The organism is Fictibacillus nanhaiensis (assembly GCF_023715445.1).
In the GTDB taxonomy this organism is placed as follows: Bacteria; Bacillota; Bacilli; order Bacillales; family Fictibacillaceae; genus Fictibacillus; species Fictibacillus nanhaiensis_D.
The window spans coordinates 23,033-49,033 of the sequence record NZ_JAMBOD010000013.1; the positions used below are offsets into that span (position 1 = coordinate 23,033).

Annotated in this window: 20 protein-coding genes; all 20 read left to right on the top strand. The window is 39.3% G+C overall.

All coding sequences use genetic code 11. The features are described from left to right. Positions 1 to 710 precede the first annotated feature (710 nt). The 20 genes from M3196_RS19935 to M3196_RS20030 all read left to right on the top strand — a co-directional run bounded on the left by M3196_RS19935 (position 711) and on the right by M3196_RS20030 (position 25,848). Positions 711 to 2,027: an MFS transporter gene (locus tag M3196_RS19935; RefSeq protein ID WP_251324095.1), complete on the top strand. Its 1,317-nt coding sequence runs from the start codon at positions 711 to 713 to the stop codon at positions 2,025 to 2,027. A 123-nt stretch (positions 2,028 to 2,150) separates the two neighbouring features. Further along, the gene (locus tag M3196_RS19940) at positions 2,151 to 2,915 is read left to right on the top strand and encodes a sigma-70 family RNA polymerase sigma factor (RefSeq protein WP_251324096.1); all 765 of its coding nucleotides are present in this window, start codon (positions 2,151 to 2,153) and stop codon (positions 2,913 to 2,915) included. A 54-nt stretch (positions 2,916 to 2,969) separates the two neighbouring features. Next, the gene (locus tag M3196_RS19945; RefSeq protein ID WP_251324097.1) at positions 2,970 to 3,683 is read left to right on the top strand and encodes a FadR/GntR family transcriptional regulator; all 714 of its coding nucleotides are present in this window, start codon (positions 2,970 to 2,972) and stop codon (positions 3,681 to 3,683) included. Positions 3,684 to 3,711: 28 nt separating this feature from the next. Further along, complete coding sequence (meaB, locus tag M3196_RS19950) at positions 3,712 to 4,677, top strand: methylmalonyl Co-A mutase-associated GTPase MeaB (protein WP_251324098.1); 966 nt, start codon at positions 3,712 to 3,714, stop codon at positions 4,675 to 4,677. 1 nt (position 4,678) lies between these two features. Beyond that, positions 4,679 to 6,385, top strand: coding sequence for an acyl-CoA mutase large subunit family protein (locus M3196_RS19955; protein WP_251324099.1), 1,707 nt, complete (start codon positions 4,679 to 4,681; stop codon positions 6,383 to 6,385). Positions 6,386 to 6,425: 40 nt separating this feature from the next. After that, positions 6,426 to 6,818: a cobalamin B12-binding domain-containing protein gene (locus M3196_RS19960; protein WP_251324100.1), complete on the top strand. Its 393-nt coding sequence runs from the start codon at positions 6,426 to 6,428 to the stop codon at positions 6,816 to 6,818. Positions 6,819 to 6,904: 86 nt separating this feature from the next. Next, positions 6,905 to 8,296 (top strand): phenylacetate--CoA ligase family protein, encoded by a 1,392-nt coding sequence (locus tag M3196_RS19965; RefSeq protein WP_251324101.1) that lies wholly within the window; start codon positions 6,905 to 6,907, stop codon positions 8,294 to 8,296. A gap of 44 nt (positions 8,297 to 8,340) precedes the next feature. Further along, a complete protein-coding gene (fabG, locus tag M3196_RS19970) occupies positions 8,341 to 9,078 on the top strand; it encodes a 3-oxoacyl-ACP reductase FabG (RefSeq protein WP_251324102.1) in 738 nt (245 codons plus the stop codon). 45 nt (positions 9,079 to 9,123) lie between these two features. After that, complete coding sequence (locus M3196_RS19975) at positions 9,124 to 10,035, top strand: AEC family transporter (protein WP_251324103.1); 912 nt, start codon at positions 9,124 to 9,126, stop codon at positions 10,033 to 10,035. A gap of 626 nt (positions 10,036 to 10,661) precedes the next feature. After that, positions 10,662 to 12,335 carry an alpha amylase family protein gene (locus M3196_RS19980; RefSeq protein WP_251324104.1) on the top strand — a complete coding sequence of 558 codons (1,674 nt, stop codon included), beginning with the start codon at positions 10,662 to 10,664 and terminating at the stop codon, positions 12,333 to 12,335. Between the two features lie 107 nt (positions 12,336 to 12,442). Next, positions 12,443 to 15,100 (top strand): beta-N-acetylglucosaminidase domain-containing protein, encoded by a 2,658-nt coding sequence (locus tag M3196_RS19985; RefSeq protein WP_251324105.1) that lies wholly within the window; start codon positions 12,443 to 12,445, stop codon positions 15,098 to 15,100. A 165-nt stretch (positions 15,101 to 15,265) separates the two neighbouring features. After that, a complete protein-coding gene (locus tag M3196_RS19990) occupies positions 15,266 to 16,081 on the top strand; it encodes an alpha/beta fold hydrolase (protein ID WP_251324106.1) in 816 nt (271 codons plus the stop codon). 232 nt (positions 16,082 to 16,313) lie between these two features. Beyond that, the gene (locus M3196_RS19995; RefSeq protein WP_251324107.1) at positions 16,314 to 18,200 is read left to right on the top strand and encodes a sigma 54-interacting transcriptional regulator; all 1,887 of its coding nucleotides are present in this window, start codon (positions 16,314 to 16,316) and stop codon (positions 18,198 to 18,200) included. A 166-nt stretch (positions 18,201 to 18,366) separates the two neighbouring features. After that, positions 18,367 to 19,335, top strand: coding sequence for an enoyl-CoA hydratase/isomerase family protein (locus M3196_RS20000; protein WP_251324108.1), 969 nt, complete (start codon positions 18,367 to 18,369; stop codon positions 19,333 to 19,335). A gap of 41 nt (positions 19,336 to 19,376) precedes the next feature. After that, positions 19,377 to 20,744, top strand: a complete 1,368-nt coding sequence (locus M3196_RS20005) for a TIGR00366 family protein (protein WP_251324109.1) — start codon at positions 19,377 to 19,379, stop codon at positions 20,742 to 20,744. 31 nt (positions 20,745 to 20,775) lie between these two features. Then, positions 20,776 to 22,185, top strand: a complete 1,410-nt coding sequence (locus M3196_RS22130; protein ID WP_251324110.1) for a phenylacetate--CoA ligase family protein — start codon at positions 20,776 to 20,778, stop codon at positions 22,183 to 22,185. Continuing rightward, positions 22,182 to 23,231, top strand: a complete 1,050-nt coding sequence (locus M3196_RS20015; protein WP_251324111.1) for a zinc-binding dehydrogenase — start codon at positions 22,182 to 22,184, stop codon at positions 23,229 to 23,231. The genes M3196_RS22130 and M3196_RS20015 overlap by 4 nt, the downstream gene beginning before the upstream one ends. Next, positions 23,228 to 24,079, top strand: coding sequence for a 3-hydroxyacyl-CoA dehydrogenase (locus tag M3196_RS20020; RefSeq protein WP_251324112.1), 852 nt, complete (start codon positions 23,228 to 23,230; stop codon positions 24,077 to 24,079). Before M3196_RS20015 ends, M3196_RS20020 begins: the two co-directional genes overlap by 4 nt. A gap of 17 nt (positions 24,080 to 24,096) precedes the next feature. Further along, entirely contained in the window at positions 24,097 to 24,873 is a 777-nt protein-coding gene (locus tag M3196_RS20025) for an enoyl-CoA hydratase/isomerase family protein (RefSeq protein ID WP_251324113.1), read from the top strand. 54 nt (positions 24,874 to 24,927) lie between these two features. Then, positions 24,928 to 25,848 carry a hypothetical protein gene (locus M3196_RS20030; RefSeq protein WP_251324114.1) on the top strand — a complete coding sequence of 307 codons (921 nt, stop codon included), beginning with the start codon at positions 24,928 to 24,930 and terminating at the stop codon, positions 25,846 to 25,848. Positions 25,849 to 26,001 lie beyond the last annotated feature (153 nt).

Consider the following 26,001-nt stretch of genomic DNA (forward strand, 5'->3'; position numbering starts at 1 on the left):
CCTTACCGTTTTCATATTATGTATTCTACTCCTTTCGTCACGTGAAAGACAAATCATCGGGACCAATGAACCGTTTTTGTCGAAAAAAGTTTATTTAAATAATATTTAGGGTAAAATAAAGTCAAAACCTGGTAAAGGAGGTATGAGTTATGCTTTCAATGACAAACCATGACCAGCTAACTACCAAGCCTTTAGATCTGCCAGTACCACGATACGTACTCAATGAAAAACCAATTTCTGAGCAAGATAAGCAAAAGCCAGAATTCGAACTAACGTCGTTGAATCCGAAATAGAAAATATGCAAAAAGAGCTAAGACCATTTTTTATGGTCTTAGCTCTTTTTTTGTTCAAATAATAACATTTGTTTAAAGACATAACTAAATGACTGCCACTTTGTTTTATAGAACAAACATCATTAAGAGAATTAATTATAAGAAAATTTAGAATATTAAGTTGACAATTATATTTATGTCCCTTAACATAAAATTTAAAATACGGTTTGTTTGTCAGACAAACAGATGAACCTATTTTAATCTCCTCTTTTTTACTCACCTAGATTCTACTTCTATTATTCTATTCATCTAGACTCAATTCACAGAAAAATTGTTAGCGCTTTCATTTTAAATGAAAGGAGGTAAAGTTAAATCCATTTTTCCATCTAGTATTTAGGACAGCAAGCCATTTTCTTATAAAAGGAGAGGGTATTGTTAATGGAAAAACCACTGTTAAAAAATACAGAGGTCAATGTTCCGAACGTTCCAAAGACTCCACGAAAGATTAAAGCACGGTGGTGGGTCATGTTTTTTATCTTCTTAAGTACAGTCCTAGCTTATACTGACCGATCCAACATTTCAATTGTTGCCGTGACGATGATGGAGGAGTTTGGGTGGAATGAACAACAGTTTGGCCTTCTTGCCTCAGCTTTTTTTGTAGGGTATCTGTTACTGGGAATTCCTGCAGGATGGATGTCCGATAAATGGGGTGGAGTAAAATTTTTAGCGATAGGGGTATTCCTTTGGTCGCTATTTACTATTTTTACTCCATTGGCATGGAGTTTTGCTTCAATGTTGGTCATTCGATTTTTATTAGGTGTTGGTGAAGCAGTAAATTTCCCGTCTCACACTTCTGTTGTTTCTAAATGGTCACCTCTTCACATGAGAGGGCGTTGGCAGGGATTGAATATGTCAGGTATGGCTGTTGGGGTAATGATAACAGCACCGATCACCACATGGCTGACCGCCAAATTTAATTGGCACGCTTCTTTTTATTTCTTTGGTGCACTTGGTATTATTTGGGCCATTATATGGATCAAGATTGCTACTGATAACCCAAAGGATCATCCCTTTATTTCAAAGCAAGAGTTAGATGAAATGGAAGATGGAAGTGAAGCTAAAGAATCAACAGCAACAAAAGAAGTCAAAATCCCTTGGTCAAAAATATTTCGTGTAAAAGAAGTATGGGGTCTTACCCTGATCTACTTTTTTCAGAACTATAACTGGTATTTATATCTGACATGGCTTCCCGCTTACTTTATGAAAGAAAGAGGGTTCACTTTATTGAAAGTAGGGATATACGGAGCACTGCCATGGCTAGGGGCATTTATCGCGATGAACGTTGCTGGTATCCTCTCAGACCAACTTTCAAAAAAGTACAGCCTGAGCACTTCCAGAAGAATACCAATGTATATTTCCTTTCTTGGAACAGCGATTTTCATGGCATTAGGTGCATACACCCCAAATGAATGGGCGGCACTGACTTATATCACATTATCCGTAACCTGCCTGGGAATTAACTTCACTATGTTTTGGACATTGCCCATTGATATTGGACCTAAAACTGCCGGGACTCTCTCTGGAATTATGAATACTTCCGGAACAGTCGCAGGGATTATCGCTCCTGCATTAACTGGATTCCTGATCGTCAGTCTCGGATCATGGCAATACGTTTTGTTCTTAGGTGCGGCACTTGCACTCATGGGGGCCCTGTTAACACGTTTTATGATTTCAGCAAAACAAGTATTAGATTAGAAGACCTCCACCAAGGTCTTCAGTCAAGGGTAGCATAAGTCAAGCGCCGCTTACCCACCTTACCTATTAAAGTGGCGGGATGACACAAACTCTTGACCCTATATAGAAAGTAGGAGAGAAACCATGTTTTTAAAGAATAAAGAAATCCTGAAGAATGCGCAGAGAGACAAAGGATTCTTAAATGATCTGATTCAAAGTGAAGAAGCCCATAAATTTGTAAAATACTGTATCAAAGAGTATACAAAATCCCCCTCTAAATTCATGGCAGTAAACAAAGTAGAATGGGAAGACCTCCTGCAGTCCTCTTACATTGGGCTGTTTAACGCGATTCAGCGAATCGATTTGAATTTATCACCGAATGAATGGATAAGGTTTTCGTATCTGTCCATTAAGGGTGAACTGCGAAATTTTTCACGTTCAAATGATTCTAATATGGTGGTTATCTCCCAACGAATTCGGGAGTTGTACCCAAAATATAAGAAATTTCATGAAGAGTATTGGATCGAAAACCAAAAGGACCCAACCATTGCTGAAACAATGCAGCACTTTCAAATAAGCAAAGATGATGCATTTGACCTTGTATATGGAATGCAGGAAATCATCTACCAGGAGAGCATGACATCAAAAGGCAAGCTGGATATGCTGTCGTTTAAGCCATTGGAAACAAGAACACAGAGTATCGAGGATCAAGCCATCAATAACATTATGATAAAAATGTATCTGGATTATGTGAATGATAAACAACGTAAAGTGATTCACCTTCATTATTTTAGAGGATACAGCAAAAAGGAAGTCTCAACGATTATTGGTTGTTCACAATCAATGGTTACAAAGCATTTATCAACGGCTTTTCAACAGATCCGAAAGGAAATTGAGCGCTGTTCATAGAAAATGTGAGATTAGCCATTTTTGTTATCCAACATAAGAAGGAAGGGAATCTGTATGTTTACTGTCATTAAAAAGAAGAAAAAATTTGAAGAAGTGTTAGATCAAATAAAGAAATTACTTATCACAAAGAAATTAAGGATCGGCCAGAAACTTCCCAATGAAATTGAGCTTTCTGAGTCGATGGGAATCAGCAGGGCTTCCTTAAGAGAGGCTTTGAAAGTCCTGAGTGTGCTGGGAATTATAGAAGGAAAGTCAGGTGAAGGTACTGTAATCAAACAGGCGGATCCTGAAAACCTAAAGAGCATCATGTCTCTTGTTGCCATATCAAAGGGGCTGGATACGAACGAGCTGTTTGAAGTCCGGACCATACTGGAAATGGCGGCAGCTGGTTATACAGCAGCGAGGAGAACGGATGAGGATCTGCAGACCATAAAAAATATTCTCGTAGAGATGGATGAGCAGTATTTAAAAGGTAATGAAGAAGAACAGTCCCATTATGATTTTCTATTTCACCACGCCATTGTTAGCGCATCACAAAATAAAATGCTGTTAATTTTGGTAGAGGTCATTTCTGATCTGCTTAGTGAGCAAATTCGTACAACCAGAAGTGAGTTAGCCACTTCACCAAAAGTTTTGAAACGCTTTCAGGAAGAACACTGGTCGATCTATCATGCGATCAGCAGCCAAAACTCACACTTGGCACAGCAGATCGTTTCCGATCATTTAACGCTTGCGAGGGCAGAACTTGGTCTATTAAAAGAGGAGTAAAATTTAATCTTTATAAGGAAGTGTTTCTTTGGAAGATTTAATAGGATCCTTCGAGAAAAAAGACAATGTTTCTTTAGGTAAGATGCTGAAAGAAGTAGAGAATCAGACACCGTTAAGTCTTGAGATTCTTAAACTAAGTTCGTTCCGTAAAGGCAAAGCACATATCATCGGGGTAACCGGCCCGCCTGGATCAGGAAAAAGCACGCTGGTCGGCAAAATGTGTAAAAAACTCGCGACGATGGATCTGCGAATTGGAGTCGTTTGTGTTGACCCGACAAGTCCCTTTACAAAAGGTGCGCTTTTAGGTGACAGGATCAGGATGCAGGAGCTAGCGAAACTGCCTAACGTCTTTATTAAAAGCCTGGCTACAAGAGGGAACCTGGGTGGCCTTGCATCATCGACAGCAGATATTGTTCAAGTGCTGGATGCTTATGAGATGGACGTCATCCTGATCGAAACAGTGGGAGTCGGACAAATCGAGTTCGACGTCCTTGGAGTAGCAGACACGGTTCTGCTGGTTAGTGTTCCAGGTCTGGGAGATACCCTCCAAACCTTAAAAGCCGGAATCATGGAGATTGCAGATATCTATGTCATCAACCAGGCGGATCGTCCAGGTGCTGATGAAAGTGTGAAAGATTTAAATTTAATGGTAAAGGAATCCGGCAAAAGAGAATGGAGTCCCCCGATTCATAAAACCGTAGCTACACAAGATTCAGGTATCGATGAATTAATCCATGACATAACTGCGCATAAAAAATATCTCGAACGTTCAGGGCTTTGGAAAGAAAAGCGTCAAACGAGAAACGTTACTAGATTATACAGCATGATTGAGAGCTTACTAGCCCAAAGAGTGGAAGACCACATAAATAGGGAAGAATCATTAAAAGCAAAGGTACAGGATGTCATGAAGGGAGAAAGAGATCCTTATACCACTTCCCATGAAATTGTGGATCGTTTAATAGCCAAACATAATTCATATCAATATGGAGGTTAACATGGCAAACAATACGACGAATCAAGAAAAAAAGCTCTTTGATCATGAGGTGGTTCAAGAAATTGAGGCACAGAAGAAACGCTGGCAGGAAAACACATTAAAAGGTAAAGACGGTGAAGGACAGTATTATTCTGACTCCGGTATACCTATTAATCTACTATATACTCCTGATGACATTAAAGATGTGGATTATCTAAAAGATATTGGTTTTTCTGGCGAGGCGCCTTATGTGCGTGGTGTCTATCCGAATATGTACAGAGGAAGACTTTTTACGGTGCGTCAGATCGCAGGATTTGGAACACCAGAAGATACGAATGAACGCTTTAAGTTCCTATTGAAAAATGGAGCAACAGGGACGAGTGTTGTTCTTGATCTGCCAACCATTCGCGGATATGACTCAGATGACCCTGAAGCAGAAGGACATGTCGGGGCAGCGGGAGTAGCTATTGATTCAATAGAAGACATAGAAGCCCTATATGATGGGATTCCGATCGAAGAAGTCTCCAGTAATATCGTTACCCATCTGCCTAGTACAACGGTGGTAGTCATGGCCATGTTTGCAGCCCATGCAGAAAAGAAGGGCATACCACTCGAAAAGCTGTCAGGCACGAATCAAAACGACTTCTTAATGGAGACAGCCATTGGGAGCTCGCTCGAAGTACTGCCGCCGAAGGCCTCTTTCCGCTTACAATGTGATGCCATCGAATATGCGAGTAAGAATATGCCGCGTTGGAATCCAGTCAGCTATAACGGATATAACCTGCGGGAGGCAGGGACTACAGCTGTTCAGGAAGTTGCTTGCGCCATCGCGAATGCGATCGGCACTTCGGAGGAATTGATCAGACGAGGAAATAAGATTGATGATTTTGCGAAGCGTCTTTCCTTCTTCTGGAACCTGTTTAATGACTTTTTTGAAGAAATCGCGAAATGCAGAGCTTCAAGATTGGTCTGGCATGAGGTCATGAAGGACAGATTCAATGCCCAGCATCCTAAGTCACATCTCATGAGATTCCATGTCCAAACAGCAGGAATCACCCTGACCAAAGTGGAACCGCTCAACAACATCGCCCGATCAGCCATTCAAGGTCTGGCTGCCGTTCTTGGAGGAGCACAATCCTTGCATGTTGACTCGTATGATGAGGCTTATTCAGCACCAACCGAAGAATCCGCGTTAATTTCGATTCGTACACAGCAGATCATACAGGCGGAGACAAATGTCGTGAATACAGTCGATCCGTTAGCTGGCTCTTATTTTGTTGAGAAATTAACACAGGACATGGCACAGCGTATCCGTGATTATATCGCCGAGATTGAATCCAAAGGCGGATTAGTTGCTGCTGTAGAGTCCGGCTGGCTGCATCGCGAGATATCTGATTTCGCCTATCAGATGCAAAAAGACATTGAAGACGGCAAACATAAGATCGTTGGGCTTAACTACTTCCCTACGGAACAGAGCCAGACAAAAGTAGAAGTCTTCCGATATCCGGAAACGGCAGAGAGCCGACAGAAGGAAAAATTAGAAAAACTCCGCAAGAAGAGAGATAAAGAAAAAGTAGAACGTGCACTGGCGGTCCTTAGACAAAAGTGTCATGAAGATGTGAATCTCATGCCTTATATAAAAGAAGCAGTCCTGGAATACGCGACATTAGGAGAGATCGAAGAAGTATTTCGTGAAGAATTTGGGCTTTGGCAGTTCCCATTAGCTTAAGTGAGGGAAACCTGATCAAAAATAAAAGGAGGACTTCTTCATGCAAATAAAAGTTGTGATGGCCAAATTAGGGTTGGATATACACTGGCGTGGCGCCCTTGTTGTTTCTAGAATGCTGAGAGATGAAGGGATGGAGGTTGTCTATCTAGGTAATCAGTTTCCAGAACAAATTGTCGATGCTGCTATACAAGAAGGGGCAGACGTGATCGGACTGAGCACGTTAGGCGGAAACCATCTAACACTCGGCCCTAAGGTTGTTCAGATCGCAAAGGAAAAAGGAGTAGACGCGCTCGTCATCATGGGTGGAGTTATTCCAGAAGATGATATCCCTCTGCTGAAAGAAGCTGGAATCTCAGAAGTGTTCGGACCTGAAACGAGAATTGAATCCATCGCGAGCTTTATCCGTTCAGAAGTGAACCAAAGTATCGCGTAAAAGGAAGCAGCAGCTGGGGACATCCCAATCTGCTGCTATGTTTTATACTTTTCTACTAAACCATCAATAATTGGGGGAACCAGATAATGCTTAAAACTTCTTTATTAAAGCAATGGCCGCCACAATATGATAGCACCTACCTTCCAGACGTAAATGAAAAGTACTGGTACAAAGAGGTAGAAACAGCTTCCAAAGAAGAACTGGATGAACTGGTTTTTTCTAAACTGAAAAATGTCATGAATTACGCGTATGAGAATTCCGGCTTCTACCAGCGTAAATGGAAAAAAGCAGGCTTTCATCCGAACGATATTCAACGTTTAACGGAGTATGATCAAGTGCCCATCACTACAAAAGCTGAGGTAAGAGAAGATCTGGAGGAACATGCCCCTTTTGGATCGAATGTATGTATTCCATATTCAAAGGTTCACCGCATTCAAGGCACCTCTGGAACGACAGGCAAACCAACGGTCTTTTCTTTCGGGAAAGAAGATTGGGAACGAATCGCCCATCAGCATGCCCGGATCATGTGGAGTTTTGGAATGAGACCGGACGATCTTGTGTTTATTGCTTCACCGCTAAGTTTATATATCGGCAGCTGGGGAGCGTTAATTGGAGCGGAACGGCTCGGTGCTAAAACATTTCCGTTTGGCGCAGGGCAATCGGGTCAAACGGAAAAAGCCGTTTCCTGGCTGAAAGAAATCAAACCGACCGTTTTTTATGGAACACCTTCCTATGCTTTATACCTTGCCGAAAAGGCAAAAGAGCTGGGGGTTGATCCAAAAGAATTTGGTTTTCGGATCTTATTCTTCTCTGGAGAACCTGGAGCTGGTGTTCTTTCCACAAAGAAAAAAATTGAAGAGACATACGGTGGAATTTGCATTGATTCCGGGACCATGGCAGAAGTTACCCCGTGGATGAGTAATACAGAGTGTGAGCATCGTCAGGGTGTCCATCTTTGGCAGGATGTCGTTTATACGGAAGTGGTTGATCAGCATACAAAAAAATTGGTTCCGTTTGGAGGAGAAGGTGTACCCGTCTATACACCATTAGAACGAACCTCACAGCCCGTAATCCGCTACTGGTCTGGTGATCTGACGACATGGACGGATGAACCTTGTCCATGTGGTCGAGTATATCCACGCTTACCGAAAGGAATCTACGGAAGGATCGACGATATGGTAACGGTCCGCGGTGTCAACGTTTATGCCAGTTTACTAGAGAATGTCATTCGAAAGATCGATGGTCTTGGTGAAGAGTTTGTCATGATCGTCACCCGTGAGAACATTATGGATGAAGTTACCGTTCAATGTGAAACCGTAGGGACGAGAAGTGAGCAGGAACTGATCGAGCAGCTTTCAAGGGAACTGAAAAGGGAAGTCGGCGTTACCTTTAAGATCGACCTGCTGCCACATGGGACGCTCGAGAGAACACAGTTTAAAGCAAAGCGTGTGATCGATCACCGAAATTTTAACTCGTAGATGTTTGCTTTATAAATCAAAAAACGCAGAAGTGGGGGGATATGATGAAGCTTGATGGAAAAGTTGCTCTAATAACAGGTGGAGCCAATGGTATCGGAAAAATAACCGCACAGAAGTTTTTGGAAGAAGGAGCAAAGGTCGTCATCAGTGATTATAATGCTGAAGCGGGAGAGGCGACGGTACAGGAACTTCAAAAGTTTGCTTCCATAACGTTTATCCAAGCAGATGTATCCAATACGGATCAGATAAAAGCGATGGTCCAACAGACACTAGAACAGTATGGAAATATTGATATATTGGTGAACAACGCAGGGATCACGATCGATGGATTGCTTACGAAAATGGACGAAGATTCTTGGGAAAAGGTGATCTCCGTGAACCTGTCCGGGGTTTTTAAATGTACGAAGGAAGTAGTTTCAGTGATGCTAGAACAAGGATCCGGTGTCATTCTAAACGCCTCTTCTGTCGTAGGAATCCATGGCAATATCGGCCAGACGAATTACGCAGCCACAAAGGCAGGTGTCATTGGACTTACTAAAAGCTGGGCTAAGGAGTTCGGCCCAAAAGGGATCAGGGTGAACGCAGTAGCTCCTGGCTTTATCGTTACGGATATGACAGCCAAAGTACCTCAAAAGATCCTTGATATGATGGAATCTAAGACACCATTGCGAAAGCTTGGCAGACCGGAAGATATCGCGGCTGCTTATCTCTTTTTAGCCTCAAAGGATGCCAGTTTTATTAATGGAACGATCCTGAGTGTTGATGGGGGTCTCGTGATCTAGGATTTTTTAATAAAAAAATGTCTAAACAAAAAATAAGGTGGTAGCATGGTTATCAACGTAATCTTACCCGTCTTGTTCGTTCTGCTAGTAGGATATTTATTCGGAAGGTTCACGGATGTGGACCTTTCTCCTATTTCAAAACTTGCCATTACCGTACTCAGTCCGGCACTGATCTTTAGTTTTTTAGTTCGGAACACACTTTCATCGTCACAATTGTTTCAGATCATTTTTTCCGTATTGATCTTCACCTTGATGATGACCCTCTTGACCGTGATCATCATAAAGTGGACAGGCAGCGGCCAATGGTTGATCCCTTCCTTATTATCAACGGTTTTTCCGAACACGGGGAATTATGGATTGCCCATTGTATTATTTGCTTACGGAGAAAGCGCGTTTTCTTTAGCTGTCGTGATCGTCGTCATCAACTTTATCTTAATGTACTCACTAGGAATTTATTTTGCCATCCTTTCAAAAGACAGCTGGAAACAGGCGTTAACAAAGATCATAAAATTACCAACCACGTATGCTACTATACTAGCCATCCTAGTAAACTTGTTCTCGATTGAAATCCCAAACTTCATCTATGACCCCGTTAAAATGGTAGGAGAATCTATGATTCCTCTCGCATTGCTCCTCTTAGGAATTCAGCTTTCAAAAACAAATATCAAAGGTCATGTAAGCACGGCAATTATAGCAAGTGCATTAAAAATGATAGCTGCACCAATCGTGATTTTTGTGATAGTTTTGATAGCGGGTATAGATGGAACGATAGCAAAAGTGATCATCCTGCTAAACTCCATGCCGACCGCTGTAGTCATGACAATGATTGCAACAGAATACAAATCAGGGGCGGATATGGTTGCAAATGTTACGCTCATAACCACGTTAACCAGCTTCTTTTCCATAACCACCCTTCTTTATTTGTTAGAAATTATATTTGGTAAGGCTACTATATAGTAGAAATATGTCTTAATAGAATAAGAAATCTTCCTGATTGTTTAAATGAAAAGCACTCGATGCGAATGTCGCACGTTGCTTTTTATTTTTCCTTTACTTGAGCCGATAGACCTACACCATAAATTCCATAATTGGAAATACCAAGGCTGGATATATAGGCGCACTTTAATATAACGTTTCATTTGAAGATTTTATCCTCTTTTATACCTATTTTTAGGAGGAAATATTCATTATATCAGAAAATTGTGTTAACATTGTTTTATCCATTATTAACAAAATTTTCTATGGAATTAATGTACATAATTTTCTATTTTTAGCATTACTAATACACATCTAATTCTATGAACTTATACCAATAAAATAGGTTTAACTAGTTAGTTAAACCTATATTTGAAAGCGCTTTACTTATAAATCCTTTTGGAACTCCTCTTGTGGTACTTCATATGTTCAATCTCTTTTTTTACATCCCATACAACTCTTTCTCCCAATAATCAAACTAATCTGAAGAAAGCTAATGGCGTCATTTAAATTTAAAACTGTTCAATAGACAGGGGATATAAGGAGGTGATTTACCAAAATCGGGATTTTTTGTAACAAATCAATCAAATCACTTTGGAGGTGTACGTATGAAAAAGGTTTTAAGCAGTATTTTTACATTGATACTGGTATTTGGCTTAGCTATACCCGCATACGGGTCAGGAGGGAACGACCAATCAAGACATCAAGTACTGCAGAATATTGTAAATGAACAAGACAAGAAAGCACGGATTTTATGGTATGACCTTTCTGCCAATCTGTTCAGATTGAATACGCCAAAAAAAGTAAGAGAAATCGTTAAAAAGACAGCAGATGCTCATTTTGACACGATTGTCCTGGATGTAAAAAATTCAACTGGTTTTGTACCATACAAAAGTAAATTAGCTCCTCATATCAGTACTTCTAAAATACCAAGCTATCAAGGCTACCCGGCAGACTACGATCTGTTGCAAACCGTGATAGACGAAGCAAATAAATACGGAATAAAAGTACAAGCAGCGATCAATGTTTTTTCAGAGGGAAGCATACCCGATAAAGATGGACCAGCTTATGAACATCCAGAATGGCAGACTACATACTATCAAGCGGTTCAAAAGGTTAAAGCCCACAATGGAGAAACATTAGAGCTCACCAGCGTTAATTCTACTAGGCATGAAAATCATCTTGTACTTTACACCCCGACGCAATATGATGTCTCTCCAGCGAACCGGTGGGGAGCGGAAATCCAGGTAACAGACGGAATTGTAACAAAAATAGTGGATGGAGTTGTAAATCCGGAGTCCTTAATTATTCCTAAAAATGGCTACGTAGTGTCAGGACACGGAACTTCAAGACAATGGTTATTGGAAAATGTAAAAGTAGGCGATCCATTCAGCATTTCCGAAATGGAAACAAAATTTGTCCGCGCCGAGGACTATAAGGCTGCTGAATCTACATTTGTAAACCCAATCCGTTCAGATGTACAAGCATATGAGTTAAGCATTATTAGCGAATTGCTCGATAACTATGAGATTGATGGAATCGTCCTTGACCGCGCAAGATATTCCAGTATATATGCAGATTTCAGTGACTTCTCACGGGAAAAATTTGAGGAGTATATTGGTCAACAAGTACAAAACTGGCCGGCGGACATCTTTAAGATTGATTTTAAAAATAATGAGAGGGTCAATGTCCCTGGACCTTTATACCAAAAATGGATTGAATGGCGTGCCGGGAATATTCAATCTTTCTTCCAAAAGGCTGAAAAATTAGTCCATAACAAAGAACCGAAAGCGTTTTTCAGCACGTATGTAGGTTCATGGTATCCGCTATATTACAGTGAAGGTGTAAACTGGGCAAGCAAAACCCATCACCCTGAATACGACTGGACTAGTCCTGATTATCACAAGAAAGGCTATTCCGAAACGCTGGACTTTATCATGACAGGGAATTATTTTGAGGATGTTACAAAAGAAGAAGCGGTCGCGTCGGGCAATCCTGATTGGTACAGTGTAGAGGGTTCAGCTGATATCGTGATGGATGCCTTAAATGAGTCCACATTTAACTACGGCAGCCTGTTCGTTCTTCAGTATGCCGACGACCCAGAAAGATTCAGACGTGCGATACAAATGGCCTTGAATAAAACTCACGGTCTAATGATCTTCGATTTGATTTATTTAGAAATGTATGATTGGTGGCATATTCTTGAACAGGAATTGCCATCTGAATCGAAATCTCCACACCATATCCCAGGTTTAATAAAAATGGTTCGCGAAGATCAGTAGTAATGAATAGAGTACGGCAACGCGTCAAAGAGACGCTACCGTACTCTTTGTTAACGTAAGGAAGGCGTTTCGGATTCTAAAAACCGAATAGGAGGATTTTTGAGGTTATGACGCTATTAAAATTAAGGTCAAGAAGTGCCCTTTTATGCATAACGTTTGTTTTGTTATTGTCGATTTTTTCATTCCCTGGTTTTTCGACTAAAGCATATGGCTCTATAAATAATACACCTCCTGTGGTCCAGCCGACACCACAATCTATAAAAGTAACTGGGAACGGATTCCCGCTGGGTCCTGTTGGGATTGTTTCAGGAGAAGGTACCGATAAAGCGGCAGTGAGAGAAGTAGAAAATTCTCTTAAGGCTTTCGGAGTGAAAACAATCATACATTTTTCTGACAACGAAAAGTCCACTGCACCAGTAACTGTTTTTGTAGGAGGGCCAAATGAAAATGCGGCTTCAAGTCAAATTCTCCAATCAATGGGTGTGAAAGGAACGGATGGCCTGCCTTCGGAAGGATATGTAATGGTATCTGGCCATGCAAAAGGAGAAGGGAAAAATATTGTTTTGGCTGGGAAGGATGCAACAGGGACGTTTTACGCTTCGAAAAGCTTCAGCCAATTGATTGAAACACATTCGGGCAATGCATGGATGCCAGAGGTAGAAGTACGGGATTTTCCGAAAATGCCAATCCGAGGAGTGATTGAAGGATTCTATGGTACCCCATGGACGCATGAAGCTAGACTCAATCAGCTTCAATTTTACGGGGACCATAAGATGAACACTTATGTTTATGCACCAAAGGATGATCCTTATCATCGCGACAAGTGGCGGCTTCCTTACCCTCAAAAGGACCTGAAGCGTTTAGGAAGTTTAGTAGGTGCTGCAAAGGAGCAGCATGTGAATTTTGTTTTTACTATTTCTCCAGGTTTGGATGTTTGTTATTCAAAAGAGAGCGAGCTTAAGCTGCTCATAGATAAAGCTCAGGCAATGTATGATTTAGGTGTTCGTGATTTTGCGATCCTGCTGGATGATATCTTTCAGAATATGAATTGCCAGGAAGATGAGGAGCTGTTTGGTGATTCAGAAAGTCCGTTTGCGTCTGCACATGCATACCTGCTGAACAAATTTAACGAACAGTTCGTTAGGAAGCATGGTGACATCAACCGGCTTATTACTGTTCCGACCGAATATTACCAGGCTGGGACCAGTCCTTATCGCAAAACCTTTGCAGACCAAGTGAACCCTGACATATTGGTGTACTGGACTGGAATTGGAATTGCCTCCAAACAAATTACAGAAGCGGACGCAGATTCAATTTCGAAGATTTTCAAGCATGACCTATTAGTATGGGACAATTACCCTGTTAATGATTATGCCCGTAGCCGGCTTTTCCTGGCACCGCTCAGCAATAGGGGGAAAAATCTTACTGACAATGGAGTTGCAGGTCTTACCGCAAACCCGATGGAAGAAGCGGAAGCCTCGAAGATATCGTTGTACACAGTCGCGGATTATACATGGAACCCGGAAGCGTACGATCCCCAAAAATCATGGGAGAACAGCCTGCGAGAATTTGGCGGGAGCGGTTATGGACCACTGAGAAAATTTGCAGAGAATACGGTTTCGTCACCGATGGACAGTGAGGAATCTCCAGTCCTGAAACAAAAAATATCAGCATTCTGGGAAGCGTTTGACCAGGGAGAAGGAAAAACAGAGGTGGAGGCGCTTCAAGCAGAGTTTCAGGCAATCGAGGATGCTCCATCAGAGCTTAGAAACACGCTCGAGAACAGAGCGTTCCTAGAAGAAACCCGGGCATGGCTTGATAAGACAGCCTACTATGGAAAAACAGGAAAGATTGCCGTCCAAATGTTAGAGTCCCAGTTAAAGGGTGATAAAGAAAACACAGCCAAATACCGAGCCGAATTGGATCGGGCTGTAAAAAATGATACGACCACGTTAACGATTCCCGAAAACAGGCAGTCCTCAAGAAAACTGGATGGAATCAACAAGGCTAGGGGCGCAGCTGAGTTGATTCAATATACAACTGAGTTTGGACAGCGTACAGGCACAAATATATGGGGCTACGAAATAACGGTTGTGGATGGCAGGGTTATTTCGGTTGGTGGCAACAATTCTGTAATCCCCGAAAATGGATATGTGTTAAGTGTCCATTCAGGAGGGGACGGCAAGTGGCTGGAGAATAACTCACTTGTTGGCGCAAGGGTAGAAATCAAGGATCAGGTTGTAACCATTTATATTGATAAAGGTGAATATACAGTTCCTAATCTAAAAGAAATGGGTTCTGGTGTAATGAGAGCCTTCATTAATAAAGCAATTAAAACAAATGATCTTTGGCTGGGAAAAAGAGAAGGAGCCGGACCATTCTCCACATTGGGAGCATGGAGTGAATATACCCTTGAAAAAATGACAGATGGTGACCCTTCCACGCTTTATTGGACCAATAGTGGTGCAAAAGAAGGTGATTACATTGGAGTTGATCTAGGAGTGGTGAAAAAAGTACAGAATATCGACCTATTAATGGCTTCGACAACCGGACCAGTCGCAAGGCCGAACGATTATATATACAATGGCAGCCTGGAAGTTTCAATGGATGGTACCAAATGGACGAAGCTGTCAGAATACATGAACCAGGCCGAAATCCACTTTGAGCCCACAGAAGCAATCGATGGGCGTTTTGTAAGATTTCGAGTTACAGTTGACCAGACCAGTTGGGCGCAAATTCGAGAATTTACTGTGACCGCTAATTAAGAAATGAACTAAGTAGAAGGGACTCGATTGAGTTCCTTCTTTAATTCAGATAATCTTTCAAAATAGTCGCTCCTTAATTTGTGCATTCATTTTTACATACATATTCTTGCAGGGTATGCGATCATTTTATCGAACGAATAACCGTAGAAAAAGGAGTGATAGATAATGCCATATTGTCGTGTTAAAAAAGCAAACATCTATTATGAAGTAATCGGATCTGGGACACCGGTTGTTATGATTCACGGATTCACTTTGGACCACCGTGCGATGAAAGGGTGTATGGAGCCGATATTCCAAGAAAGGACAGGATACAGAAGAATTTATCTTGACCTCCCTGGGATGGGTCTGACAAAGGATTATGATGAAGTAGGAAACACAGATGACATGTTGAAAACGGTCACTGATTTTATTGATGTCATATTACCGGATCAACCGTTCTTAATCATAGGCTATTCTTATGGTGGATATCTGACAAGAGGTGTAATTGCAAATATGCCTGAACGAGTGTTAGGCGCAGCGTTTATTTGCCCGGTCATTATAGCCGATAAAACCAAGAGATCCTTACCAGAGCATAAGGTCATGCATAGGGATGAAGAGTTTATAGCTACTCTTAATGCTGAAGAGAAGGAATTCTATGAGAACTCTTTTGTGATGTTGAATCAAAACAACTGGAACAGAGCGAAGGATGAACTCGTGGTAGGAATGAAAGTAGCCGATCAATCTTTCCTTGAAAAGATCCAAAAAGCATATGGTTATTCTTTTGCAATAGATGAAGGGACTTTCGAAAAGCCGAGTCTGTTTTTAGTTGGAAGACAAGATAATGTCACAGGATATAGTGATGCCTTTAACATATTAAAGAAGTATCCGAGAGCTACTTATACTGTATTAGACACTGCAGGGCATAACTTGCAGATTGAGCAGGCAGAATTAGTCAATGGACATATTAGTGAATGGTTGGAAAGAGTTTCAAGGTTTGTATAGAAGTTAATTTTAAATGTATATGACTTTAATCCTCTATTTTCGAAAAATAGAGGATTTTGTCTTTATTTGTAAAACTATACTAAAAATCCATTGAATAAAAATGATAGGTAAATTGATCTATTTAGGAGGAGGTTTAAAGATATTTTAGTAAAAAAGGTTTTGTTATAAAAAAGAGAGAAGTATTTACTAGGGTGGATGAGAAGTCGATATAGGACTTTTAGGGGGGATCGATATGAAAGTAGGAGTAATATCACCATATCCAGAATTCACAAATTTGGTAAAAGATATTTCAGTTGATATGGACGTTCCATTAATAGTCAAAGAAGGTGCGTTACAGCGCGGTTTAGCAGCAGCAAATCTTATGATAGAGAAAGAGAATGTAAGTGTTATTATTGCCAGAGGAGCCACAGCCGATTTATTAGAGAGTAAGTTAAGAATTCCAATCATCAAAATAACAGTTAATAATTTTGACCTACTTAAAACCTTCCAAGCTGCTAAACAAATTTCATCCCAAATCGTTTTTATCGACCATTATGAGAATTATTCATTGTATGATATTTCGTTTATTGAGAAGTTATATTCTGTAAAAATAGTATTAAAACAATACCAAGACGAACAAGAAATTTCTGATATAATGCATCAGATGAAACATCAAGGACAGCACAAAGTAATTGTCGGTACAGCGCATTGTATGGAAAGAACAGCAAAGAAATTAGAATTGTCGTGTTTTGTTATTAAATCTACTAAAGAAGTTATGATAGATGCTTTACATAGAGCATTTGAAACTGCGCGTCTTTATGAGAGAGAGAAACTAAGACAAAATCATCTTCAAACTATTATTTCTCATGCATTTGATGGTGTTATTGCAACAGATGTCCAGGGTAACATAAGTGTGTTTAATAATGTTGCAAGCGAGCTGCTGGATGTTAAAGCAAATGAACTAATCGGAAGAGAATTGAGGAAGTTACATCATCCAAAGCTAAAAAAGTTATATGGAGATGGTTCTGAAGTTAGAAAGAAGATTTCAAGTTTCGGAAATCAAAGATATGTAGTTAACAGAATTCCTTTAGAAGGCGAAAGCATAGTGATTACATTTCAAGAAACCAATAAAGTTATTGAGCAAGATTCACAGTTAAGAAGAAACCTCCATAATAGAAGGTTTTACGCGAAATACACTTTTTCAGATATTCTTTATCAAAGCGCGGAAATGGAACAAGTGATTGAAATAGCAAGATTCTACAGCAAAACGGATAAGAGTGTGTTAATTACGGGAGAAAGTGGGACAGGAAAAGAATTGTTCGCCCAAAGTATCCATAATGAAAGTAAGCGGAATAATGGACCTTTTGTTGCAATAAATTGTGCAGCACTTCCAAAAGATCTTCTTGAAAGTGAATTGTTTGGATATGAAGATGGAGCATTTACTGGGGCAAAAAAAGGTGGGAAGCCAGGGCTTTTTGAGATGGCACATGAAGGAACATTATTTTTAGATGAAATTGGAGAGTTGCCAATTGATTTACAAGCTAGGCTTCTTCGTGTACTTCAAGAAAGAGAAGTAATGAGAATCGGCGGAGAAAAAATAATACCTATTAATGTCCGAATTATTTCGGCTACCAATAAAGACCTTAAATCTTCTATAAAAGAGAATGCTTTTCGGGAAGATTTATACTTTAGATTAAATATATTACGAGTTATTATACCTCCGCTTAGAGACCGAAAAGAAGATCTCTTTGTGCTAGTTAATCATTTTTTACACAAAAATGGTGAAGTGGATTATATATATGATGATGACTTTCTTGATTTTATTAAAAGTTACGATTGGCCAGGTAACGTCAGGGAATTAGAAAATGTTATTGAAAGAATAACAACAGTAGGAAAAGTTTCAAATGATATGAAAAAGATATTACTAGACCATCCAATCGGTACTCTAAAACAGACAGAAAAGAAATATCATGGGAATGAAAGTATAGAATTAACATTAGGCACTTTAGAAGAAATGGAGAACCAGATTATTTATCATTTCCAAAAGTCATATCAAGGAAACAAGCAAGAAATGGCTGAAAAACTAGGATTAAGTCGCACAACACTTTGGAAAAAAATCAAAAAATTAGACATTCTGTAACTTTTGTTAACTTTTTAAACATCACGTTCATTATATAAACACAGAATGTTCCGAAAATTAACATCACAAAAGTCTTCTCATTTGAGAAGGCTTTTTTAAGCGATTTTTAAGTTGGCATAGAACTTGCATATGAAATAAGTGTATTAAAAAAAATGGAGGGATTTTAATGAATTCAGATCACTTTTTACATCCAACACAGCCAGGCGAAGCTAACTTTGAGAAAGTAAAGTATGAAAAAAAGGATATGGTTGCCACCATTACAATCAACCGTCCGGAAGTTTATAACTGTTTAAACTTCCAGACATTAAGAGAAATGACAAGAGCATTCGAACTAGCATCTTGGGATGATGAAGTCGGAGTAGTTGTATTAACAGGTGCTGGGGATAAAGCATTTTGTACGGGTGCAGATATGAAGGAACAAAACAATGATATTTTGGAACGTCCAAGGAACTATTGGAAATGGATGGGAGTATTCATTGAAGCACATGAAAAACTTATGAACATTGGAAAACCTACAATAGCTAGACTTAATGGGATTACTGTAGGTGGCGGAAATGAATTTAACATGAACTGTGATTTAGCTGTTATGGCAGATCATGCTTACATCAGACAAGTTGGAAACTCTCATGGAAGTGTAGCAGCTGGTGGAGCAACACAGTGGTTGCCAATTATGGTGGGGGATCGCAGAGCAAGAGAGATTCTTTGGTTGAATGAAGAAATAAGTGCAGACAAAGCTCTTGAATGGGGATTAGTGAATGAAGTAGTTCCTATGAGTCAACTGGATGAAGCGGTAGATAGAATGGCGAAGAAATTATTAAATAAATTGCCTGAGTGTGTTCGTTATACAAAAGAACAAACAAATTATTGGAAGAAGATGTCTTTGAACCAGACGGTAGGACATGCCCGTGACTGGCTAACGGTTCATACAAGTGCATTTGAAACACATGAAGCAATGAGAGCCTTCAATGAGAAAAGAAAGCCTGATTACATGATGTTAAGAAACAGAGCTGCCAATGGAGATTCTTCTGAACATTTATGGGGTGCACCAATGGTTGAGTGTCATGAGTGCGGAACAAAGGATCTGCCAGAACACTTTAATCATTGTGGGAAATGTGGAAGTCCGTTAACAAAGTAATGTAGTAAATATTACCAATTAATGTATAGGGGGTTATATGAATGAGGCTTTCTTTATCAGAAAGAATTGCTAGTTGGTACAGCAGGTATTTTCCTCATGATTTTATTTTCGCAATAATTTTGACCCTTTTAGCTATTCTCAGCGCATATGCATTTACTGCAAGTTCTATTGGAGAAGTATTGGATGCTTGGTTTAATGGTATTCCCATGTTATTTACTTTCGCTTTTCAGCTCATGTTTACTTATGCAGCTGCATTAGTGCTAGTTGACACTCCGGTTGTTCAACGGTGGATTATAAAAGCTGCTAAAACAATTAAAACTCCGACAGCGGCTTATTTAATTACTGGAGTGGTTGGAGCATTAACATCGTTTTTAGGATGGTATATCGGACCAGTTGTTACTTCTATATTTGCCCGTACGGTCGGAAAGCAGATTAAAGGAGTAGACTATCCACTTCTTGCTTCAATTGCTTACTCATCTTTCACTATTTCATTAACAGGTATTTCAGGTACGATTCCGTTATTTGTTTCAACTGAGGGTGAGCTGAACAATCAATTATTTGGAGGTATCATTTCCCTCGACAAGACTACGTTTTCTACATTAAATATTGTATCATGTCTAGCGATTGTTACGGTTACAACTCTAATCTATTATTTTGTGGCAAAGAATAAAAAGAAGATTACATCGTTTCAAGACCTGGCAATTGAGAATGAAGAAATCGCAAGCAGTATCGAACCGGAAATATCCAATACTTTGAAAACAGATAAATCATTTGCAGACAAAATTAATGATTTTAGACCAACAATCTTAGTAATAGGTCTTATTGGATTCGTTTACCTTTTTTATTACTTCTCACAAAAAGGGATGGCTGGCTTAAATTTAAATACAGTTGCTTTTATTGCCCTTGTGATGGGGTTGCTTGTACAAAAAGATGCTGTAAGTTATTCGAAATCTTTCTCGAAAAACTTAATTTCAACGGGTTCAATTGGACTTCAATTCCCTCTATATGGAGGAATAGCTTCTGTGCTGATGGTATCAGGCTTAGCTGGTAAACTTACAGACTATATTGTAAGCGTTTCCACAGAAACCACTTTTCCGATACTGACATTCCTTGTAACAGGGTTTATAAACTTATTCATTCCATCAGCAGGATCTCAGTTTACTGCAACTGCTCCATTCTTTATTCCTGCTGCGCAAGCATTAGGAGTAGAAATGCCTAGAGCAGTTATGGCAATCACTTACGGAGACATATGGACGAACTTAGTTCAGCCATTTTGGACATTGTTATATTTCCCTATATTAGCTGCAGGTACTAGATTGCAGGTAAGAGATTTCTTAGGATACTGTTTGCCCATCTTATTGGCTGTAGGTGTAATTTGGATTGTAGCTTTAATGTTCCTTCCTATTTAGTTAATAGCAATAGTTGAAAGGTGGTTATAAAGTGAGTTTTCCGTACTACCATAAAACGATTGACTGGAATAAGCTCGTCTCTGAGTATGAACCTCCTCTCGAGTTTATGGAGGGAACTTGGAAATGGAGCCGTGACAGAATTGAGTATACACAGCTCCAACGGTTAAAAGAAACATTAAATAAAGGCAGTGAGATTCCTTTTTATCAAATTCTGTGGGAGAAACATGGTTTCTCCCCAGAAGATGTACAGTCTCTTGATGATATGTACAAAATCCCCATTTATACAATAGAAGATATTCGAGATAGCATCGAACGAAAACCGCCATTTGGTGATTATCAAAAATATCATTTTTCTGATGGAACTCACACACCCTTGAGATTCTTTACAAGTGGTGGAACTACTGGTACACCTAGACCGACCATTTATTCCCAGTGGGATAGAGAGGTGGGGGCTATCCTAAGTGCTCGAACATTCTACCTTCAGGGTATTAAACCTGGTGATGCCGTTATCAATGCTTGGTCTTATTCAACTCATAATGCAGCTTGGATAATGGATCATGCATTGTGGCATTGGTTAGGATGTACTCCCATAACGACAGGAACAGGGAATGTAACGCCTACTGAAAAACAGGTTGAATTTGCAAAGACTTTTGGTGCTTCAGCGATCATTGCAACATCAGATTATTTATTACACATCGCTGAAACTGCAAAGAAAATGGGGTATGACCCGAAGACAGATTTTAATTTAAGAACACTATCCGCATTTGGGAATACGGTGCCAGTAGAAGAAGCATTCGGAATCCCTGTTTATGATTCATATGCGTTTCATGAAGTTCAATATGTGGCAGCGGAATGTCCAGCTAAACAAGGACTGCATATTTTTGAAGATTCCTTTATCGTTGAAGTCGTTGATTTTGAGACAGGTAAACCGCTTCCGCCAGGTCATAGAGGAAACATCGTGGTAACAGCTCTTTATAAGACAGGAACCCAGCAGATCCGTTATAACATTCAAGACATCTCTGCTCTCTATGAAATGGTGCCTTGTGCCTGCGGCAGTCTGCATAAACGGATGGAATATTTCCAAGGTCGAAGTGACACCATGGTGAAACTGCGCGGTATTAATGTATGGCCGGAAGCATGCGGGAAAATCGTTTCTGAAGATAGCAGAACAAATGGTGAATATTACTGTTATGTAGAAAAGGTTATACAAGATGGAAAACCAGCAAAAGACGAAATGACGATATTGGTTGAAAAAAGAAGTGTTGATCAACATGATGAGTCATTAAAACAAGATTTAGAAGAGATCTTAAAAAGAAAAATTGGTGTAAAAATTCATGTTCAAATTGTAGATACGGATTCATTAATGGAATTAACGGGACATGGCCATAGAGCAAAATTAAAACGGTTCGAGGATCGCCGAAAAGAGGGGATGGGTGTATGAAAGCCATTGTACTTAACTCACATGGACCAATTGAACATTTAAACATTTCAAATGACCAATCTTTACAAGACCTCCAATATGGAGAGATAAGACTAAAGATTATGTATTGTGGTTTGAATCATTTAGACTTATGGCTTCGAAAAGGGGGAACAGGGGATAAGATAACGCTGCCTCGTATACCCGGAAGTGATATCGTCGGAATTATTGAGTCGAAAGGTGAAGGCGTTTTTAATTTATCTAAAGGAGATACGGTATTAGTTTATCCAGGTACATCTTGCGGGGATTGCACGTACTGTCAAAAAGGAAGAGAGACTCTTTGTAAGGAGTTTAAGATAATCGGTTATCACATAGATGGCGGTTATTCCGACTATATAAATGTTCCTGCAAAAAACGTAGTTAAAATTGAAGCTCAAAATCTAGACGCATGGGCTGCCGTACCCGTTTCGTATATAACTGCCTGGAATGGTTTAGTGACGAAAGGGAATCTAACTATGTTTGATACAGTAGTTGTTTGGGGTGCTACTGGCGGATTAGGATATGCAGCCCTAACCATTGCTGAAGGATTCAGTGCAAAAACGATAGGGATAGTCGGATCAAAAGAAAAGGAACTGTTTTTAAGAGAAAGAGGATATAAAGGACATATCGTTGTAAGGTCAGAGAACTTACAAAAAGAGATTAGGGAACTAACAGATAATCAGGGTGTTGATATCGTTCTTGACCATGTAGGACAAGAGACATGGAAAGAAAGCTTGAAGATGTTAAAGCGTGGAGGACGATTGGCCTTTTGTGGAGTGACAACTGGTCATCAAGCTGTTACTGACCTGCGTTATATCTTAGGTAAACAGTTAACGATTCATGGATCATGGATGGGAGACATGAATGATTTTAAAGAAGTTGTTCAATTTATTGAAGTGAATGAAAACTTACCTTACATTTGGAAGACGTATAGTCTTGATGAAGTTAGAGATGCACACCAAGTGATGGAAGAACAAAGACACATTGGAAAAATCGTATTAAAAGTGAATGAAGAGGAAAAGGCTATATGAACGTAAATCATATATTGGTGGTCGGATCAGGTGTAATGGGAAGGGGTATTGCTTATTCAGCTGCATTAGGAGGATATCAAGTAACATTATGCGATATTTCTCAAAGCGCTATAGAAAAAGCAAAGAGTGAAATTGGACATTTATTTTTAAAGGCGGTGGATAGCGAAAGGCTTACCTCGGAAAAAGCAGAACATTTTTCAAGTAAATTAAACTATTCTACTGAACTTGAAAAGAGTGCATCTTCTGCAAATTTTGTTATAGAAGCCGTGCCGGAAGTTATGTCAATTAAGAAAGATATCTTTGAAAAGTTAGATCAATACACGTCGACTGAGACGATTTTGGCTACCAATACTTCCACTATGAGTCCAACCGAAATAGGTTCTTATACGAACAGGGCTGACAAAACAATCGCTATGCATTTTTTTAACCCGGTTCATAAGATGAAGCTTGTTGAAATCATTAAAGGACTTGAAACAAGTGAAGAAACTCTGCGGGTTACTCAAGAAGTAGCCCATGCAATGGGAAAAGAAACCGTTGGTGTAAATGAGTTTCCCGGTTTTGTTACAAGCCGTATTAGCAGTTTAGTAGGTAATGAAGCTTTTAACATGCTGATGGAGGGGGTAGGTTCACCAGAAGAAATTGATAAAGCCATCGAACTTGGATTGAATTATCCAATGGGACCATTTAAGTTAGGAGACTTAGTAGGTCTTGATACGCGACTGAAAAATCTGGAATACCTTCATAAAACTCTTGGTGAAAAATACAGACCAAGCCCGCTTTTAGTGAAATATGTGAAGGCAGGAAGGCTAGGAAGAAAATCAGGAAAGGGCGTTTATAATTACACATAATGTGAAGGAGAACGTCTATGAACTTTGAATATTTGTTATTAAATGTTGAAGATCATATTGGAACGATCACAGTAAATCGACCAGAAAAAAGAAACGCGATGAATTCAGAAAGCTGGATTGAACTTCGCGATGCAGTGAGTTATTTTAATAGGATGCAAGAAGTAAGGGTAATTGTAATCACAGGAGCAGGTGACCAGTCATTTGTTTCTGGTGCTGATATTGAGTGGTTAAGAGATCGTCAGCCTCTAGATATTTATGGATCTGCTGTCCAAGATGTCCTGCTTAGTGTCTATCAATCGAAAAAACCAGTTATTGCAGCTATAAATGGATATGCATTAGGTGGGGGCTGTGAGCTTGCAACAGCATGTGACTTTAGGATCGCTAGTGAGCATGCAAAATTTGGCCAGCCTGAGATCACCCTAGGTATCTTGCCAGCAGGTGGAGGAACTCAACAATTAACGAGATTGATTGGACTTCCAAGAGCAAAAGAATTAATTTTAACTGGTAAAATAATTAATGCACAGCAAGCTTATGAATATGGATTAATCAATGAGATAACATCAAAAGAAAATTTCAAGGACAGAATTAAGGAGTTTGCTAAGTCACTAGCTAGTAAGCCTCCTGTAGCATTGATGTTGGCTAAGATTGCATTAAATGAAAGTGTGACAACTGATTTAAATGCAGGATTGGCACTTGAAAAATCGTTACAGGCAATTCTATTCAGTACTCAAGATAAAATAGAAGGGACAACAGCTTTTTTAGAAAAAAGAGAAGCACAATTTATAGGGAAGTAATTTCACGAGACCTGTTTAAAGGTCTTTTTTTATTGCAGCTCACGTGAAGGAAAAATGAGAACAGTTTACATATTACTACAAAGTGACTATTTTGGTATAATTTTAATTGATGAAATAAAATTGGAAATTGGGGCGGTAATTTTGTTTGGTAAAATAAAGAAACTACTTAATTTGAATAAAACTATTCATGAAAAAGAAAAATATTTGGAAGAGATGGAGGAAAAAACAAAGGATAAAGAAAAACTATACGCGGATACAATTACTGAGGCAAGGGAATCTATTAAATCTGAATCAGAACAATTAATAAAATCAGCAATAGAAGAAGCTGGACAAATTAAAATTAATGCAGAAAGAGATTTAACTGATTTAATTAACGAAAAAGAAAAAATGGAAGAAGAAACGAGGAAAACTGAAGAACAACTAGACAAAGTAAACAAGGAAATAACGAAGTTGAAAAAAGCTGCTGCAAAGTTTAAAAGTGAATCAGTTGGAATTAAAGAACTAATTGAAAAGTTCCCTAATGCAGTAGATTTTACAGTAATAGAACAGGATCTAGAGGTACTGGAACAATCTTTAGGTGATGGTGTCTTAAATACAATTATAGAACTTGATCTGCACCATAAAGATTCAAAAATGTTGAGAAAAGAAATGAATGCTAACAATAAAGAAATTAAAAAGTTGCTGACTTCCTATGAAACCCGTTATACAACTAAAGCAAATAAAACAATCTATCATTTGATGGTGATTGGTTTACAAGCTGAATTGCAAAACATTCTTTATACACTTAGTTATACAAACTTAGAAAAAGCACAAGAAAACGCTAAGAATTTAATTGATAAATATTTAACGATATGTGGAAATGGAAACGCGAGTATTTTACCGACTATAACCCGTTTTTTAACTGAACTAAAACCACAAACTAGCCTGCAAAAAAAAGCACCCTTATTCTTAGCCTTCAATTGGTTTAAGGAATGAGGTTGTTTTTTTGATATGGTTTGGTGTGTCAACAGCGGTTTAATTTTCCCTATTTTCAACGGTCCAAAATTCCCTATTACTAATTAACTGCCGGTTGTATGCCGGCTTTTTGCTTTTCACGAAGTCTAAATGATTGTCCTTTGATATTGAAAG